A 15,691-nucleotide genomic window follows, 5' to 3' on the forward strand; every position below is an offset into this window, starting at 1 on the left:
ATTCGAGTAGATTGCAGGCAGGTCTTTGCCAGTAGAATTTCAAGGAGAGCCATAGGTGTTAAGCCAACTGAGCCTAAAGCGCAAATTACTCTTGTTTGCCTTAGTGCCTGTTTTGGTTCTTAGTCTACTGGGTTGCGTGCGCCTGTTTGAACTGCTGCACAACTACCGTTTGGCCAGCCAAAGTTATCATGCTGTCGAGGTGGGTCGGCGCCTGGCCGATCTCATCTATGAGCTACAGCAGGAAAGAGGCCTCAGCGCCGCCTATATCGCCTGTAATGGTGAATGCTTTGCCGACAGTCTGCAGGTGCAGCAGCAGCGGGTATCGGCACAGATAACTGCCCTGCAAAACTCTCCCCATCTGTTACAGCTTTCCAGACAACTCTCTCCTGCGGCCCAACATCTATTGCAGACCAAACTGGAGGCTCTGCGGCTCGGCAAGCAGGCGCTGGAAAACAACCGGCGCGAACTCTTGAGCCGTGATGAGAGCGCCTCGCTGAATTTCTATTCCGATTTCAACTACGAACTCTTGCTGGGCATTGCCAATCTGCAATCCCTGTCGAGCAATGTGCAGCAGGCCAGAGCCTATGCCGACCTAGCCGCACTGTTGCGGATTCAGGAGTTGGCGGTGCGTGAGCGCGGCCTGATCAACGGCATGTTGCTGAAGCGTCAGTTCGACACCGACAGTTATGAGCGGCTGTTGGCCTTGATAACAGAGCAGGATCAGAGCATAGATCTATTCCGCGCCAGCGCCATTGTGGAACACAAACAACGCCTGGAGGCTATGCTGCAGGACAGCAAGAGTCAGGCATTGAACAATGTCAGGGAGCAGCTGCGTCAGCAAGATGCCATCACGCGTCAGGCGCACAAGTTTGCCTCTTTGCTGGGGTATGGTGGCCTGCTGCATGAGTTCAAAAATTTCCTGCTGCGTGGCGATGGCCAATACCAACAAGGCTTTAACGCCAAGCTGGAATCACTGGAGCAGATCCTCGAAAAATTGAAATCGAGCAAGGCTCTGAGTGCCAATCAGCAACAGGCCATTGCCCAGATAAGGGACAAGCTCAACGAATATCGCCACAAGATGCAGTTGATAGCGGCCATGCAAAGCCGGGGCGCCAAGGTGGAAGAGATAGACCCCCTGGTGCAGATTTCCGACGATGAGATGCTTGATGCCCTGAAGGCCCTGAGCCAACCCAAGCCCCCGGTAACTCCCGAAGTCTGGTGGCAGTTGGCCAGCGAAAGGATCCGCCAGATGGATGCCATAGCAGACAGTGTTTCCGATGATATTCTCAATCTTTCCAACGCCCAACGCGGTCAGTCACTGCGCCTTATCGCCCTCTATCTGCTGTCGGCCGCCATCACTATCGGCCTGCTGTTGTTTCTTGGCCGGGCCCTGAGTCACAATCTGCTCAGACGTATCTATGCCATCGCCAACAACATGCGCTTGATGACCAAGGATCCCAATCTGGATCTGGATATCAAGGTCGAGGGCAAGGATGAATTGGCCGACATGGCCAAGGCACTGGGACAAATGCTCAGCGAAAGGCAAAAATCCTATCAACAACTGAAACAGGCCGCGGCAGTATTCGACTATTCCGGCGAGGGGATTGTCATCACAGATGCCGATAACCGTATTGAGCTGGTCAACCCGGCATTTAGCCGCATTACCGGTTACAGCCTGGAAGAGGTCAAGGGCAAGAATCCTTCAATACTCAACTCCTATCGCCACGACAAGAGCTTCTTCAGCCAGATGTGGGACAGCCTGCTGACCAATAACAAATGGGAAGGCGAGATCTGGAACAGGCGTAAAGACGGCGAGATCTATCCTGAGTTTTTGGCTATCACCCTGGTGCGTGACGATAACAACAACATACTCAAACACATAGGTTTGTTTGTCGATATCAGCCACCGTAAAAAATACGAGCAGGACATCTGGTATCAGGCCCATTTCGATATTTTGACCAAGTTGCCCAATCGCAAGATGTTCAGCGAGAGGCTGCACCACGAGCTGTTGCAGGCCCATATTCATGGTCACAAACTGGCGATTCTGCTGATCGATCTCGACAGGCTCAAATATATCAATGATGTGCTGGGCCACAAACGCGGCGATCTCTTGTTGCAACAGGTGGCGAGAAGGCTGGAGTCACTACCGGATGAACAAAAGTTTGTTGCCCGCATAGGGGGTGATGAATTTGCCGTGATCCTGCCGCACTACAAGAACGATGCCGCCCTGACAGCCGTGGCCGACAGGGTTAAAGCCCTATTCGGCAGCAGCTTCGATATCGATGGCCAGAACACCCTGATCTCGGTCAGCTTTGGTATAGGTGTCTATCCCGAAGACGGCGATGACATAGATGCCCTGACCCGCAACACGGAAACCGCCATGTACAGCGCCAAGGACAATGGCCGTGACAACTACCAGTATTTCACCCCCAGCATGAACGCCAGCATGCTGGAGCGTTTGCAACTGGAGCAACGTCTCAGAAGCGCCGTGCTACATCAGGAATTTTGTCTGCATTATCAACCCATAGTCTCTATGGAAACCGGCCAAATCACCTCAGTCGAGGCGCTGCTGCGCTGGAATGACCCCGAATACGGCTGGGTTTCACCGGAGAAATTCATTCCCATTGCGGAGAATAATGGCCTGATAGAGCCGATAGGCGAATGGGTTCTGGAACAAGCACTGAAAGACCTCAGCCAATGGCATGCCGAAGGAATAAAACTGGATATGGCGATCAACGTCTCCAGCCGCCAGTGCATCAACGTCAGTGGGGTAAGCTTCGACACCTTGCTGGCCGAAGCCATCAAGCGTCACGGCATAGCGCCCGAGAGACTGCATATAGAGATCACCGAGTCCATGCTGCTGGACGACAGCCCCCATTGTCTGGAGGTGCTCAACAGCATTCGCCAACTCGGCGTGGCAATCCACATGGATGACTTCGGAACCGGCTTCTCCTCCTTGAGCTATCTGCGCAAGTTCCCTATCTCTGTGATTAAAATCGACAAGAGCTTTGTCGATAACGCCTTGGTGAATGAGGCAGATGCCAGCCTGGTGCGAGCGATAGTCATGATGGGCAAGAGCCTGGACTTGCAACTGGTGGCCGAGGGCATAGAGACCCGCGCGCAATGGATCTTGCTCAAGTCCATGGGCTGTGATTTTGGTCAGGGCTACCTGCTTTCAAGACCTCTGTCTGCCAAGAGCCTGACCCCAATCCTCATCCAGGGAGGGTCCTTTATCCGTCAGCTTCTGGCATAAAAAAGCAGCCTTAAGGCTTAATGCCGATCAGTTAAGACAGATCGCTTGACGATCTCACTGAAAGGATCAAAATCCGATGACCCCATGTCATCGGATTTTTTTATGCAACTTTCAGAAGCTTTGGCGCGTACTCATATCAATCGTCTTACCGAATTCACCTGTCTGGCCGATGTACTTGAGCCTGAGTTAATTCAGTCGTGCCTTGATTCACATGGTGTTGCCAGTTTAAGACGACGTAAGTTACCTATGGATGCCATGATTTGGGCGGTGATTGGTATGGCTCTGTTCAGAGGCGAGTCCGTCCGTTCACTCATCAATAAGCTTGATATCGTCTTACCGCAAGAGGTGGATTACGTTGCGCGCAGTGCTGTCACGCAAGCGCGTAAGCGATTGGGCTCTGACGTTGTTCAGGATGTGTTTAAGCGAAGTGCCAAGACCTGGCATGAAAGAGCAGAGCATCCTCATTGGTGTGGGCTCAACCTCTACGGTGTCGATGGTGTCGTGTGGCGAACACCTGATAGTGAGCAAAACAATCAGGTGTTCGCCAAAACCGCCAACGCTTCTGGTGATGCTGCCTATCCTCAAATTCGCATGGTTTGCATGATGGAGTTAAGCAGCCACCTGGTATTGAACAGTGCCTTTGATTCTGTTGCTGTCAGTGAAATGAATTTAGCCGCCGAACTGATATCAAGCATACCCAATAACAGCCTGACGCTGTTTGACAGAGGCTTTTATTCGTTGGGGCTTTTGCACGCCTGGCAACAGGCTCAACCGAACAGTCACTGGCTGCTGCCGTTGAAGAAAGGGACACAATATGAAGTGGTACGCTCTTTAGGAAAACACGACCAACTGGTGCAGTTAGCCACCACGCCTCAAGCCAGAAAGAAGTGGCCTATGCTACCTGACAATATTGAAGCTCGCTTACTGACAAAGACGATAAAAGGTAAGTCGGTTTCCATTTTGACCTCATTAACAGACCCCTTGCGTTATCCGGGGGCAGAGATAGCGGATTTATATGCCCATCGATGGGAGATAGAAGTGGGCTATCGGGAGATGAAGCAGCATCTTCTGGAGAGTCGCTTTACGTTGCGTAGTCAATTGCCAGAGTTGGTTATCCAAGAATTGTGGGGGGTACTATTGGCCTATAACCTCATCAGATACAAGATGATGTTGATGGCTAAGAGCTTACCGTCGTTACATCCGAACCAATTAAGCTTTAGAGATGCATCGAGTTATATCATTTTTAAACTGACTCAACTGTCATCTCAAACGCCTGGAAATGTCCCGAGAGAGGTCTTGGACATAGTGCGTAATGCGAGGCAGTTCAAGCTTGATGGGAAACGGGATAGAGCCTATCCACGTGCGTTAAAAATGAGTAAAAACAAGTATCCCATTAAGCCTAAGAAAAATGCCGTTCACACTAAGTGAACGGCATTAGCCTTAAGGCTGCTCTCTTTTAAAACCAGGTGGCCTTAGGCCATCTGTGCATTCATCACAGTCTCGCCACCTTCGCTCGCCAGTTGCATCAGATCCTTGTCCACCAGGAACAGCGCCTTGCCATCCTCGCCCACCAGGCGGATCTTGTCGACAATCGACTTGAACAGCTTCTCTTCTTCGTGCTGCTCGGCCACATACCACTGCAGGAAGTTGAAAGTGGAATAGTCTTGAGTCGTGAAGGCTGTATGAGCCAAGGCATTGATCTTGCTGGTGATCAGCTGCTCGTGCTCGTAAGTGTACTCGAACAGGGACAACAGGGATTCAAAATTGGCCTTGGGAGCTTCAATGGCGCCCAGCAGAGGCATGCCGCCGGTTTCACTGACATAGGTGAACAGACGACGCATATGCTGCATCTCTTCATCGGCGTGATCCCGCAGGAACTTGGCCGCACCTTCAAAGCCTTTGTCTTCACACCAGGCGCTCATCTGCAGATACAGGTTAGAGGAGAAAAACTCCATATTGATCTGCTCGTTCAACTTATCAATCATGGCTTGTGCCAACATATCCTTGCCTCTCGTTTCTGGTATCTGTTTCATGGGCGCTATTGTTATCAAGGGGCACAACAAATGCAAGAATCTTTACCTAACGCAATGATTTATAATGAAAACACTTTTCATTTAACTTGAATTATCATTTGTTATTTGCCGCAATCCGCTGACTGTAAAAGGAAAAGCCTGCGCCCAGGGCACGAAAACTGGCATGCAGATCATAGTCATCCACTTTCAGCGTGGCATAATAGCCAACCAGGTTCAGTAATAGCTCAAATAAGGTTGCTCTATGTCCAAGCCGCAAGACGTCTGTGCCCATCCAGGGCTGATGCACCCGGATCTCGCTCTGCCCCTGCTACTCGAGCAGGTCACCCCGTTGGAAGATACCGAAACCGTGCAACTGTCGGATTCTCTGGGACGGGTACTGGCAGAAGACTTGGCCAGCAGCATAGACCTGCCGCCGTTCGATAACTCGGCGATGGACGGCTATGCCTATCGTTATGCCGACTTACCCGAGAAGGCCAGCCTGAAATTACTGGGCAGTTCCTTTGCCGGCCATCCTTTTGAAGGCCAGTATCAGCCAGGCGGCTGTGTCCGCATCATGACTGGCGCTCCTGTGCCTGCGGGTTTCGACACGGTGCAAATGCAGGAGAAAACCGAGGCCAATGGCGAGCTGATCACCATAGAACCTTGCAAGCAGGCCGGAGACAATGTGCGTGGCCGCGGCGAAGAGCTGCTGGCCGGCACCAAGGTCCTCAGGGCCGGCACTCTGATAGGTGCCGCCGAAATGGGGGTGATGGCCACCATAGGTATCAGCAGCCTTAGAGTGATCCGCAAGGTTAAAATCGCTTTCTTCTCCACCGGTGATGAATTACGCCCCGTGGGTTCAGAGTTGGCTCCCGGCCAGATCTACGACTCCAACCGCTACTCGATTCAGGGCCTGCTCAGCCGTGCCGGTGTTGAGTGGCAGGATCTCGGCGTTATTGCAGATGATCCTGAGGCTATCCGTCAGGCATTTCGCAACGCCTCGGCCAGCGCCGATATGGTGATCACCTCAGGGGGGGTCTCGGTCGGTGAGGCCGACTTCACCAAGCAGATCCTCGATGAGGAAGGCAAAATAAGCTTCTGGAAACTGGCGATCAAGCCGGGCAAACCCTTTGCCCTCGGCCATATAGGCAAGGCGGTGTTCTGTGGTCTGCCGGGCAACCCGGTTTCATCCATGGTGACCTTCTACAAGCTGGTGTGGCCTTTGCTGCATAAACTGCAGGGGCTGCCACAACCAACCCCGCTACTACTGGATGCCAAATTGACCGCCCCCATACGTAAACAACCCGGACGGGTGGAATACCAGCGCGGTATTCTGAGCCGCAATCAGGACGGGGAACTGGAAGTGGCGGTAACCGGCTCACAGGGTTCGGGCATGCTGACCTCCATGAGCCTGGCCAACTGTTTTATTATTCTGGAGCAGATGCAGGGCGACACCCCGGCGGGCACCAGAGTCACGGTAGAACCCTTTAACAGCGTGCTGTGCTGAGGCCGATATGAGCGACGAGATACTCACAGATGCCGAGATGCTGCGCTACAGCCGGCAGATCTCCATCAAGGCGATGGACATTGAAGGCCAGGAGAAGCTCAAACAGGCCAAGGTGCTGATGATAGGTGCCGGTGGCCTGGGCTGCGCTGCCGGTCAGTATCTGACGGTTGCCGGGGTCGGCAAGTTGACCCTGGTGGACTTCGACACTGTCGAACTGTCCAACCTGCAGCGCCAGGTACTGCACCAGGATGGCAATATAGGCCAGCCCAAGGTGGAATCGGCCAAAGAGAGCCTGAGTGCGCTCAATCCACATGTTCAGATAGAAACCATCAATGGTGTGTTGGATGATCCCGAATTGGATCAACTGGTTGCCGAGCACCATCTGGTGCTGGACTGCACCGACAATGTTGCGGTGCGCGAACAGCTCAATCGCAGCTGTTTTCGGCATAAGGTGCCCTTTGTGTCCGCTGCCGCAATCCGTATGGAAGGGGTGATCTCCGTCTTCGGTTATCAGCAACAGATGCCTTGCTATCACTGTTTCAGCAGTCTGTTCGGCGAGCAGCAACTCAGCTGTGTCGAGTCGGGTATTCTGGCGCCGGTCGTCGGTATGATGGGCTGCCTGCAAGCGGTGGAAGCCATCAAGGTGATAAGTGGTATTGGTAAGCCGCTCTATGGTCGTTTGCTGATGGTCGATGCCATGACCATGGAGTTTCGCGAGATGAAGCTGCCGCAAACCCCCAACTGCCCCGTCTGCGGTTGAGGCTGCAATAACAAGAGGCTGCCTGGGCAGCCTCTTTGATTTTCAGCATTTTTTTACTTGGCGTTAAGCCAGTCAGACTCAGGCAATACCCTGTCGACAATCCGGATCTCGGCAATATCACCACGAAACAGATCGGCCACCTCGCCGTCCCAACTGGAGGCGCCCACCATCCATTCGCCGCCGGGAATACTCACCAGCCCATGCTGCTCGGCTTCGGCGGTACGCATTACCCTGGAGTTGTCCACATACATGGTGGCGTATTGGCCGTCGTTGACTATGGCCACGTGATACCAATAATCCCTGTCCACTTCCCATGACCAGTTGCTGGGCCCCACGCCATTGCTGGAGGTGGAGATCCACTGGAATTCCTTGAGACTGGAGGCGGTCAACGCCAGTGAAGGATCACCGCCGCCACAATCCAGCTTATGGTGTTCACACACCTGGCTCTGGCTGGGTTTATGGGCAAAGACGGCGCCCCAGGCATTTTCCGATGCCTGCCACTCTGGTGCCAGACGCACTATCATCTCTATGGTGTACTGCGGCAGAACACCCGCCTGGCGATCGGCAGAAACCAACGTCGGTGCCTGGCTGGAGAGGTAATAGCCGCCCTGGGTGTTGCCGCCCTTGAAACGAGCCGCCCCAGTGGCGTGGCCGAAGCCAGGAGCTTCACCGAGCAGTTCAAACAATTGCTCCTGAGTGCCACTGCTGCCCGCCTTGGCCTTGAGACTCAAGGTATTGCCGCGCCCGGAAAGATCCATAAACTGCACCTTGGTCGGGTCTGTACTGGTTAACTTATGCTCGGCATCGAATATCCAGTAGGCGAGTGTTCCTTCAAGCTTACCCGGACCTTCGGTTTCCACTTCCTGATTCAGCTTGGCAAAACGCTTTTCAAAGTCCAGGGGCTGTTCAAACTCCCAGCGTTGCAACACATCCTGCGGCTGCCTCTCTGCCTCCGGGATGGCCGCTACCCAAGGTGAGAATGAACGAAACTGCAACCGCTTATTGGCTTCATCGAAACTCACCAGTTGCAGCATACCGTTGCCACCCCAGAATCCCGATTGATAGTCCACCAAGATCATGACCACATCGCGGCCATAGCGGTTCTTGGCCACCATCTTGGCCTCGCCATGGTGATGGCCGTTAAAGGTGAGGAAGATCTGGTCATTGTCTTTGATCAACTTGTCCCACAGCATGGCGCCATGGTCGGTAAATATGGCGCTGCTGCCATCATCGGCCACATTCAACAGCTGATGGGTGGTGAGTATGGTCGGTGTTTCCGGGTGAGCATCCAATACCGACTGTGCCCAGGCTATGCTGGCCGCCGAGGTACGCCAGTCGAGCGCCAGCAACAGATACTCGCGCTCACCGCCCTTGAAGAGGTGATAACTGTTGAAGCCGGTGGCATCTGTCCCCTGGAAACTGGCAAAGTTGTTTTGCTGCAAAGACGCCGGGAAATGCTTGAGGAAAGGCTCTGCCGCCAAGGTCCTGTCGTTGTCGAAGTTGCTATTGATATCGACCCCGGACTGACGGTAAGCCAGCACATCATGGTTGCCCGCCAATATGCTGTATGGGGTGGCTGGATTGGCTTCCAGAATACTCATGGCCGCGCGGGCATTGAGCCATTCCTGCTCAGAGTCAGGCAGGTCGACCACATCCCCCAGATGCGCCGTGAAGACGATATTTTGTTGCTTGTAGTTATCGGCAATCCACTGAGTTTGAGCGTTGTAGCGCTCGGGATTATAGCGGGAGTACTTCTGGGTATCGGGCATGACCACCAGAGTGTAACTCTCGGCTGCGGCTTGAGTGCCATTGTCGTTGTCTGAGTTACACCCCGTCAGGCCAAGCACTGCACCCAGAACCAGTGCTCCAATTGAGTGTCGCATGATATCTCTCCAGTTCAGGCTAGTAAGAAAGTCTGGATTTAAACAAGGACAGATGAAGCAAAATAAGCACTTTTATTTCAAAATCATTAAGTTACAAATCATTATCAAAACACACAGACGGCCAGCATAAGTCTCGGTCACAACAAGCGCTTGATGGTTGGAAGATGTCGCACAGGGTTTTGGGCGATAGCGCCTTGTTGAGCTTGGTGTTTTTCTATATCGTGTGGCGCTTTAATCTCGCCTGAAATCTGCAAAAAGGAAATTTCCCGCTATGGACAACAGCCTGCGACGCAACTACGGCACCGATAAGGGCCAGATCAGTGCCGGCAAATACAACCTGGTCATCGGCCTGACCCTGATCTGGGGTTTTGTGGTCAACTATCTGATGGTGCTGAATATCGACCCCGAAATCATCGCCACTATTCCAATCTGGTTGTTCTTTATCGGCTACTTTGGCTGCTGTATGGCGGGTATCTATCTGTTCCAGTCATCGGACAAGCCTGCAGTCAGCTTTCTCGGTTATAACCTGGTTGTTGTTCCCTTCGGCCTGATAATTAACCTGGTCGTCAGCGGCTATGACCCGACGCTGGTGTTGGAGGCGCTGCGGATAACGACTATCGTTACTCTGGCGATGATGATATTGGGTACCCTGTTTCCTGCCTTCTTTGCCCGCATAGCCGGCGCCCTGACCATAGCCCTGCTATTGGTGATCATTGTCGAACTGGTGGAACTGTTTATCTTCAAGACCCATCACGGCATTCTCGACTGGATAGTGGTATTGATCTTCTGTGGCTACATTGGCTATGACTGGGGCCAGGCCAACGCCAAGGAAAAGACGGTCGACAACGCCATCGACAGCGCCGCGGCGCTTTATATGGATATCATCAACCTATTCCTGCGGATCCTGAGCATTCTGGGAAGAAGGAATTAACCCATGCGTTTACTCTTGCTGTTGCTGCTCCCCATGGCTTTTTCCTCTCTGAGCGCTGCCGAGTGCAGCACTCAGGCTCTGGCCAAGGCCAGGAGTGATTTCCAGCAAGGTTATGCCAAAGGCGAGTATCAACAGGCAACGGCGGCGCTCGCCACCTTTCATCAAGAATGTGGCTATGAGTTGTTCCCCCAAATCAAAGGTGCAACCGAGCCGGCCATCGAAGATGTTCGCCGCTACTACTGGCTGATAAGCGATCTCTTGCTGGGTCTGTCCCGCAGTGGTCAACTCAACGAGTGCATAACTCTGGCCGAACATGAAGAACTCAATTGGGGCAGCCACTTTTATCGCCTCGGGGGTGAATCCGTGTTGGCAGCCCTGCAATACAACGCCGCCAACTGCAAAAGCAACAGAGAGCAAAAGCTCGGCAGTTTCAGTCAACAAACTTGCCCAATCGCAGGTGCTGCGGATGCGCTGGCTATTCCCTCAAGCTGGCAGATGGGCCAGGCCTGCTTGCGGCTGTTTCCGGGGCACGCGGAAACCGAATTTGACGCCGGCGATCAGATACCGCCTTATGTCGAACTGATAACCGCCACTGAACACCACAAACTGGCCTTTGCCGACGGCAAGCTTGGCAGTGGCGATTTTTGCGGCTTCTCTACTCTGGCTCTGGGCCGCGATAAGCAATTACGCATTTCGGGAAGTGGTGGATTCTGCTGGCAAGGCAGTGCTGTTTTTATGCTCGACTCAGTCTACCGCTTGCAGCAAGATAAACTGACCATCAAAGACGAACTCTTCGTGCCGGTTCACTGAACCATGACAATCAAAGGAAGGATGCCAATGATAGATCACCTCAGCAGCTATGCCACAGATTACCCCAAGACACGCGACTTCTATCTCGAAACACTAAGCGCCTTGGGTTACCCCTTGGTGATGGAACTGGTGGCCGAGTGGAACAGCGAGTTTCCCAGCCAGCGTATGTGCGCCTTCGGACCGGACAACAAACCCGTGTTTTGGATCATTGAAACCAAGACGCCCCATACGCCGCGGCATATTGCCTTCACTGCCGCCGACCGCGATGCCGTCAGCCGGTTTTATCAGCTGGCACTTGAACATGACGGTCAGTGCAATGGTCAGCCTGGGCTGAGGTCTCATTACCACGCACACTACTTCGGTGCCTTTGTGTTGGATCCAGATGGCAACAATGTCGAAGCCGTATGCCATCAACCCCTGTAGGTATTTGAAATGAAGAAATTACTTTTATGCCTCTCCCTGTGTTTGTTGGCTCTGCCTGCGATAGTTTTCGCCTCAAGGACGGAAAGCTGCTGCATTGCGGCATGAGCCGCATAAAGCTACTTGAACTTGCTGGCTCCCCCATGGATAAATACACCCAGACACTTGGTGTCGACAGCGGCAGAGCCACCGCCGGTAAGACAGTAGAAGTATGGAGTTACCGATTGCAAGGCAGCATAGGGGGTGAGTATTTGCTAACAGTCACTCTGAGTAATGGTCAGGTGCAGAATATCGTATCCGAGCAACAGGATCGCCTCTGAGCTCAGGACAAGTTTTCACAGGAGGTTCCCGCCATGACGGGATTGGAAACAGGAATACAACGACTGGTGGATGAGTTTATTGCAGCCGGTCGTCCCAACGCGCGTCTGCAGCCACTGAATGAACGACGTCAGGGCTATGAAGCCAGTGTGGTGCTGGCGGGACCCGCCGCCGAAGTTTGCACCCAGGAGCTGGAGCTGGAAGGCATTCGCCTGCGACGTTACCTGCCGGACACCCCGGGGCCTTGGCCCACGCTTATCTACTTCCATGGCGGCTGCTTTGTGGCCGGAAGCTTTGTGACTCACGAGCAGCAGCTCAGCTATCTGGCCTGTCATGGCAAAGCCCAGGTTATTGCCGTCGACTACCGCCTGGCACCGGAACACTGCTATCCGGCAGCACACGACGATGCGCTCAAGGCCACCCAGGCTATACTGGCCCAGGCGGCGCAGCTACAGCTGGATCCGGATAGCGTCACTCTGGGCGGCGACAGTGCCGGCGGTCATCTGGCGCTGGTCACCTGCCTGCGCCTGAAACAACTGGGCTGGCAGCCGAAACGGCAGTTGCTTATCTACCCCATGTTGGATGCCACCGCTGCCATGGCGAGCTACCGCAGCAACGGCGACGACTTTATTATCACCCGCGATGCCTTGCTCAGCGGTTTTGAAGCCTATCAGCAAGGTTCTGGTGTCGACGCCAACCATCCTGAAATCAGCCCCCTCTATCGGGAGGATTTTCAGGGCTTGTGTCAGACTCACATTATTACCGCCGAATTTGATCCGCTGCGGGATGAGGGAGAAGCCCTGTATCGCAAGCTGGTAGCCGCCGGTGTCGATGCCCGAGCCTGCCGCTTTCAGGGCGTGATCCATGGTTTCTTCCAATTGGCCGATATCAGTTCGGCCGCGCGCGAGTGTCTGGCACAACTGGCGGCCATTCTGCGTCGTGACAGTGAAGAAGCGGCATGACAAGCAGCTTGGATGAGACTCAGTGGCAAGCACTGGCTGACGGCTACCCCCAAGTAAAATCCATCAGCCGTCCTTTCGAGGGCGGTGCGCTTTCCTGCCTGATAAGCCAGCATCAGGTGCCGGCTCTGCTTGACCTGCTACGCCTCTATTTACAACAACATGGCATGAAGATAGAACAGCTGGGAGAAGGCCTGCCTGACTATCTAGTGCTGGCGCAGCAGTTGCAGTGTCAGGGCGATAACTTCGAGACCGAGTTTCAGGCACCGATAAAGCTCTATCTGCAACTGACCACCGACTTTGGTGGTTACCTTCTGTGCCTGCAATCTGATCACAGCGAGCTTCTGGCACAAGTCCAGCAGCTGGCGCCGACTCCACCCATGCCTTGGGAGAGCTTTCCCGAACTGGATCCCGATACCCTGGGTGGCCTCCAGGGCTCTCTGGCCTTTTGGCAAGACTACCTCTGGGGACCATATTGGCAGTGGCTTAGGCGCAGCGGCATTCCCAAACTGGGTGATGGCGAACTGGCACGGCGCTGGGAGGAATACAGTCATTGGCACAACGGCGAGCCGGAACTGGCTGCGGAGCAAATATAATGAAGCTGGAGCTGGCAAATACCGCAGACATCACACTCACTGAACCTGAGTGGGCCTTACTCTTGCTGGCCGACCCAAGCCGCGAAGCCGTGCAGACTTACCTGAGAGACTGTCTGCTGCTCAGAGCCCTGGATACAGAAGATCGTCTGCTTGGGCTGGCACTGCTGCAACTGACACCGGCGTCCACAAAGATTCAGGCTGAGGTAAAAAACCTCGCCGTTCATCCGGATCACCAAGGCCAGGGAATAGGTAAACGGCTATTGCAACAGTGTCAGACGCTGAGCCGGGAAAAGGGACTGGATAGCCTTTGGATAGCCACGGGCAACTCCAGCCTGGCGCAGCTTGGCCTCTATCAGAAGTGCGGTTTTCGTATCAAAGGTATTGTTCCGGACTTCTTTGCCGCTTACCCTGAGCCGATAGTGGAAAACGGTATTCTCTGTCTGGATCTGCTGCTGTTGGCTTGTCCACTGGCAGAGATCTAACCCAAGAAAAAACATCCAGTGGAATTATTCCAGGGACAACCATTTACAAGGAGAGTTGCCATGGCCTTCAGTGACCGGGAAAAACAGCAGATGTGCGATCTCAAGGGGGTAGGAGCCACAGTCGTTGGTCGACTCGAGCAGCTGGGATTCAGTCAGCTGTCGCAGCTGGCCGATGAATCCGCTAGCGATGTCACCCGCGCCATAGCCCAGTTGATGGGCTCGAGCTGCTGGCACAATAGTCCCCAGGCCCGCGCAGCTATCAGTGCCATCATAGAGTTGGCCCAACAACAGCGTGATCTCTGACCATGAAGAAACGTTATGGCTTTATCCTGCTGCTACTGCTGATCTTTGCCGGAGCCCTGATCCCGGAAAACCCACAGGTGCCGGTTCACCAGGCCAGCGCCAAAGACTGGCATAAAGACAGTTTCTGGTATTACCCCTGGGGCACCTCAGGAGTACACAAGGGCATAGACATCTTCGCCGCCCGCGGCACTCAAGTACAGGCCCCGACGCCCATGTTGCGCCTCTATCAAGGGGAGTGGCGTCTCGGCGGCAAGGTGGTGCTGGCCTTGGGGCCAGGCTGGAAGTTGCATTATTTCGCCCATCTGGACAGCCTGGAGCCGAACGGTTTTTATCTACCTCAGGGCAGCAAACTGGGCACGGTCGGCGACTCGGGCAATGCCAAAGGCAAGCCGCCCCATCTGCACTACAGCATAGTCAGTCTAATGCCCATGCCTTGGTTGATGGATGATGCGCCCCAGGGATACAAGAAGGCGTTTTATCTCAATCCTGTGACCTATCTGGCGCCCCGCTGAGTGCCTGCTGCCTGAGCCATTCGAGAAACACCCTGACTCTGTGGCTCTGCTCCCGGCCGGGGGCCGGCAGCAGCCGATAACTGAGCCCTGGCAACACCTTGCCCGGCAAGCAAGGTTTCAACCAACCCCGCTCCACCAAAGAGGCCACCAGCACAGAACTGGCAAGTGCCAGGCCTTCACCTGCCAGAGCGGCCTGCACGAGGTGATCCTCCTGGGTAAACTCCAGCATTCTGGCACCTTTGAACTCGTGATAGGTCTGTTGCCATTGCGGCCAATCGAGCCCGTCGAGAGCCGGGTTCTGCCAGCGGGTCTGCAATAGCGTCACCTGAGGTTGCTTGCTCTTGAGATAACCGGGACTGGCGTAAATGCCGAACGTCTCACTGAACAGCACCTCTTCGCCTTCTGCCGCTTTGCCGTAGCGTATGCAGAGATCTGTCTCACCCAGAGGGTCGCTAGGCTGCAGCCCCTCATTGCTGCTGACCGACACCCGAATATCGGGGAAACGCTGCTGAAAGTCCGGCAATCGCTGCGCCAGCCATAGGGCGGCAAAGCCATGGGTGGTGGAAACTCTCAGCTGGTTTGGTGTCACTCCCAAACGTTCAATCCCCTGGGCTATGCCGAGCAAGGCCTGGCGACAGGATTCTGCCAACTCGGCTCCGGCCGGTGTCAGTGATACCGCCCGGGTCTGGCGGATAAACAGTCGGGTGTCCAGCTGAGTCTCGAGATTTCTTATCTGATGGGAAACGGCGGTCGGAGTCAGGCTCAACTCCTCCGCAGCCAGCTTGAAGCTCAGATGCCTGGCGGCGGCTTCGAACACTCTCAAGTTATTCAGTGTGGGTAAATGGGCAAACATTGCGATCAAATAAGTGAATTTTACTCATCTATAAGTGAGAAATGACCCTTTGTCAACTCGAGCGGTATTCCAGATAGTTATGCCCTGAGCAA

Annotated in this window: 16 protein-coding genes; 13 read left to right on the top strand and 3 right to left on the bottom strand. The window is 54.1% G+C overall.

The annotated features are described in order from the left end of the window. Window positions 1-55 precede the first annotated feature (55 nt). Window positions 56-3,253: an EAL domain-containing protein gene (locus tag ACSHSR_RS20980; RefSeq protein WP_208185235.1), complete on the top strand. Its 3,198-nt coding sequence runs from the start codon at window positions 56-58 to the stop codon at window positions 3,251-3,253. 102 nt (window positions 3,254-3,355) lie between these two features. Continuing rightward, the gene (locus tag ACSHSR_RS20985) at window positions 3,356-4,681 is read left to right on the top strand and encodes an IS4 family transposase (RefSeq protein ID WP_208184440.1); all 1,326 of its coding nucleotides are present in this window, start codon (window positions 3,356-3,358) and stop codon (window positions 4,679-4,681) included. Between the two features lie 44 nt (window positions 4,682-4,725). Here ACSHSR_RS20985 and ftnA read toward each other — a convergent pair whose 3' ends face one another. Next, the gene (gene ftnA, locus ACSHSR_RS20990; RefSeq protein WP_028780740.1) at window positions 4,726-5,253 is read right to left on the bottom strand and encodes a non-heme ferritin; all 528 of its coding nucleotides are present in this window, start codon (window positions 5,251-5,253) and stop codon (window positions 4,726-4,728) included. A 274-nt stretch (window positions 5,254-5,527) separates the two neighbouring features. Here ftnA and moeA point away from each other — a divergent pair, with 274 nt between their 5' ends. Both moeA and moeB read left to right on the top strand, forming a co-directional pair. After that, a complete protein-coding gene (gene moeA, locus ACSHSR_RS20995) occupies window positions 5,528-6,772 on the top strand; it encodes a molybdopterin molybdotransferase MoeA (RefSeq protein ID WP_109247477.1) in 1,245 nt (414 codons plus the stop codon). Window positions 6,773-6,779: 7 nt separating this feature from the next. After that, window positions 6,780-7,532 (top strand): molybdopterin-synthase adenylyltransferase MoeB, encoded by a 753-nt coding sequence (moeB, locus tag ACSHSR_RS21000; protein ID WP_208185236.1) that lies wholly within the window; start codon window positions 6,780-6,782, stop codon window positions 7,530-7,532. A gap of 53 nt (window positions 7,533-7,585) precedes the next feature. Here the strand turns inward: moeB and ACSHSR_RS21005 are convergent, their stop codons facing one another. Then, the gene (locus ACSHSR_RS21005; RefSeq protein WP_208185237.1) at window positions 7,586-9,415 is read right to left on the bottom strand and encodes a LamG-like jellyroll fold domain-containing protein; all 1,830 of its coding nucleotides are present in this window, start codon (window positions 9,413-9,415) and stop codon (window positions 7,586-7,588) included. Window positions 9,416-9,686: 271 nt separating this feature from the next. Here ACSHSR_RS21005 and ACSHSR_RS21010 point away from each other — a divergent pair, with 271 nt between their 5' ends. The 9 genes from ACSHSR_RS21010 to ACSHSR_RS21050 are packed head-to-tail and all read left to right on the top strand — an operon-like array spanning window position 9,687 to window position 14,746. Beyond that, window positions 9,687-10,346 (top strand): Bax inhibitor-1 family protein, encoded by a 660-nt coding sequence (locus ACSHSR_RS21010; protein ID WP_025009202.1) that lies wholly within the window; start codon window positions 9,687-9,689, stop codon window positions 10,344-10,346. Window positions 10,347-10,349: 3 nt separating this feature from the next. Further along, on the top strand, window positions 10,350-11,156 hold the full coding sequence (locus ACSHSR_RS21015) for a hypothetical protein (RefSeq protein ID WP_345850941.1): 807 nt from the start codon (window positions 10,350-10,352) through the stop codon (window positions 11,154-11,156). 27 nt (window positions 11,157-11,183) lie between these two features. Continuing rightward, complete coding sequence (locus ACSHSR_RS21020) at window positions 11,184-11,579, top strand: VOC family protein (RefSeq protein WP_479631121.1); 396 nt, start codon at window positions 11,184-11,186, stop codon at window positions 11,577-11,579. Window positions 11,580-11,605: 26 nt separating this feature from the next. Next, complete coding sequence (locus ACSHSR_RS21025) at window positions 11,606-11,896, top strand: hypothetical protein (protein ID WP_208185239.1); 291 nt, start codon at window positions 11,606-11,608, stop codon at window positions 11,894-11,896. Window positions 11,897-11,929: 33 nt separating this feature from the next. Continuing rightward, on the top strand, window positions 11,930-12,856 hold the full coding sequence (locus ACSHSR_RS21030; RefSeq protein ID WP_208185240.1) for an alpha/beta hydrolase: 927 nt from the start codon (window positions 11,930-11,932) through the stop codon (window positions 12,854-12,856). Beyond that, window positions 12,853-13,449: a hypothetical protein gene (locus ACSHSR_RS21035; protein WP_243891996.1), complete on the top strand. Its 597-nt coding sequence runs from the start codon at window positions 12,853-12,855 to the stop codon at window positions 13,447-13,449. The genes ACSHSR_RS21030 and ACSHSR_RS21035 overlap by 4 nt, the downstream gene beginning before the upstream one ends. Then, the gene (locus ACSHSR_RS21040; protein WP_144131329.1) at window positions 13,449-13,931 is read left to right on the top strand and encodes a GNAT family N-acetyltransferase; all 483 of its coding nucleotides are present in this window, start codon (window positions 13,449-13,451) and stop codon (window positions 13,929-13,931) included. Before ACSHSR_RS21035 ends, ACSHSR_RS21040 begins: the two co-directional genes overlap by 1 nt. 60 nt (window positions 13,932-13,991) lie before the next feature. Then, window positions 13,992-14,234, top strand: coding sequence for a hypothetical protein (locus tag ACSHSR_RS21045; protein WP_025889214.1), 243 nt, complete (start codon window positions 13,992-13,994; stop codon window positions 14,232-14,234). A 2-nt stretch (window positions 14,235-14,236) separates the two neighbouring features. Beyond that, window positions 14,237-14,746 (top strand): M23 family metallopeptidase, encoded by a 510-nt coding sequence (locus ACSHSR_RS21050; RefSeq protein WP_045283325.1) that lies wholly within the window; start codon window positions 14,237-14,239, stop codon window positions 14,744-14,746. Here the strand turns inward: ACSHSR_RS21050 and ACSHSR_RS21055 are convergent. Further along, window positions 14,715-15,599: a LysR substrate-binding domain-containing protein gene (locus ACSHSR_RS21055; protein ID WP_025889212.1), complete on the bottom strand. Its 885-nt coding sequence runs from the start codon at window positions 15,597-15,599 to the stop codon at window positions 14,715-14,717. The genes ACSHSR_RS21050 and ACSHSR_RS21055 overlap by 32 nt on opposite strands. Between the last annotated feature and the right edge of the window lie 92 nt (window positions 15,600-15,691).

It is taken from the genome of Shewanella sp. VK101 (genome assembly GCF_056497865.1).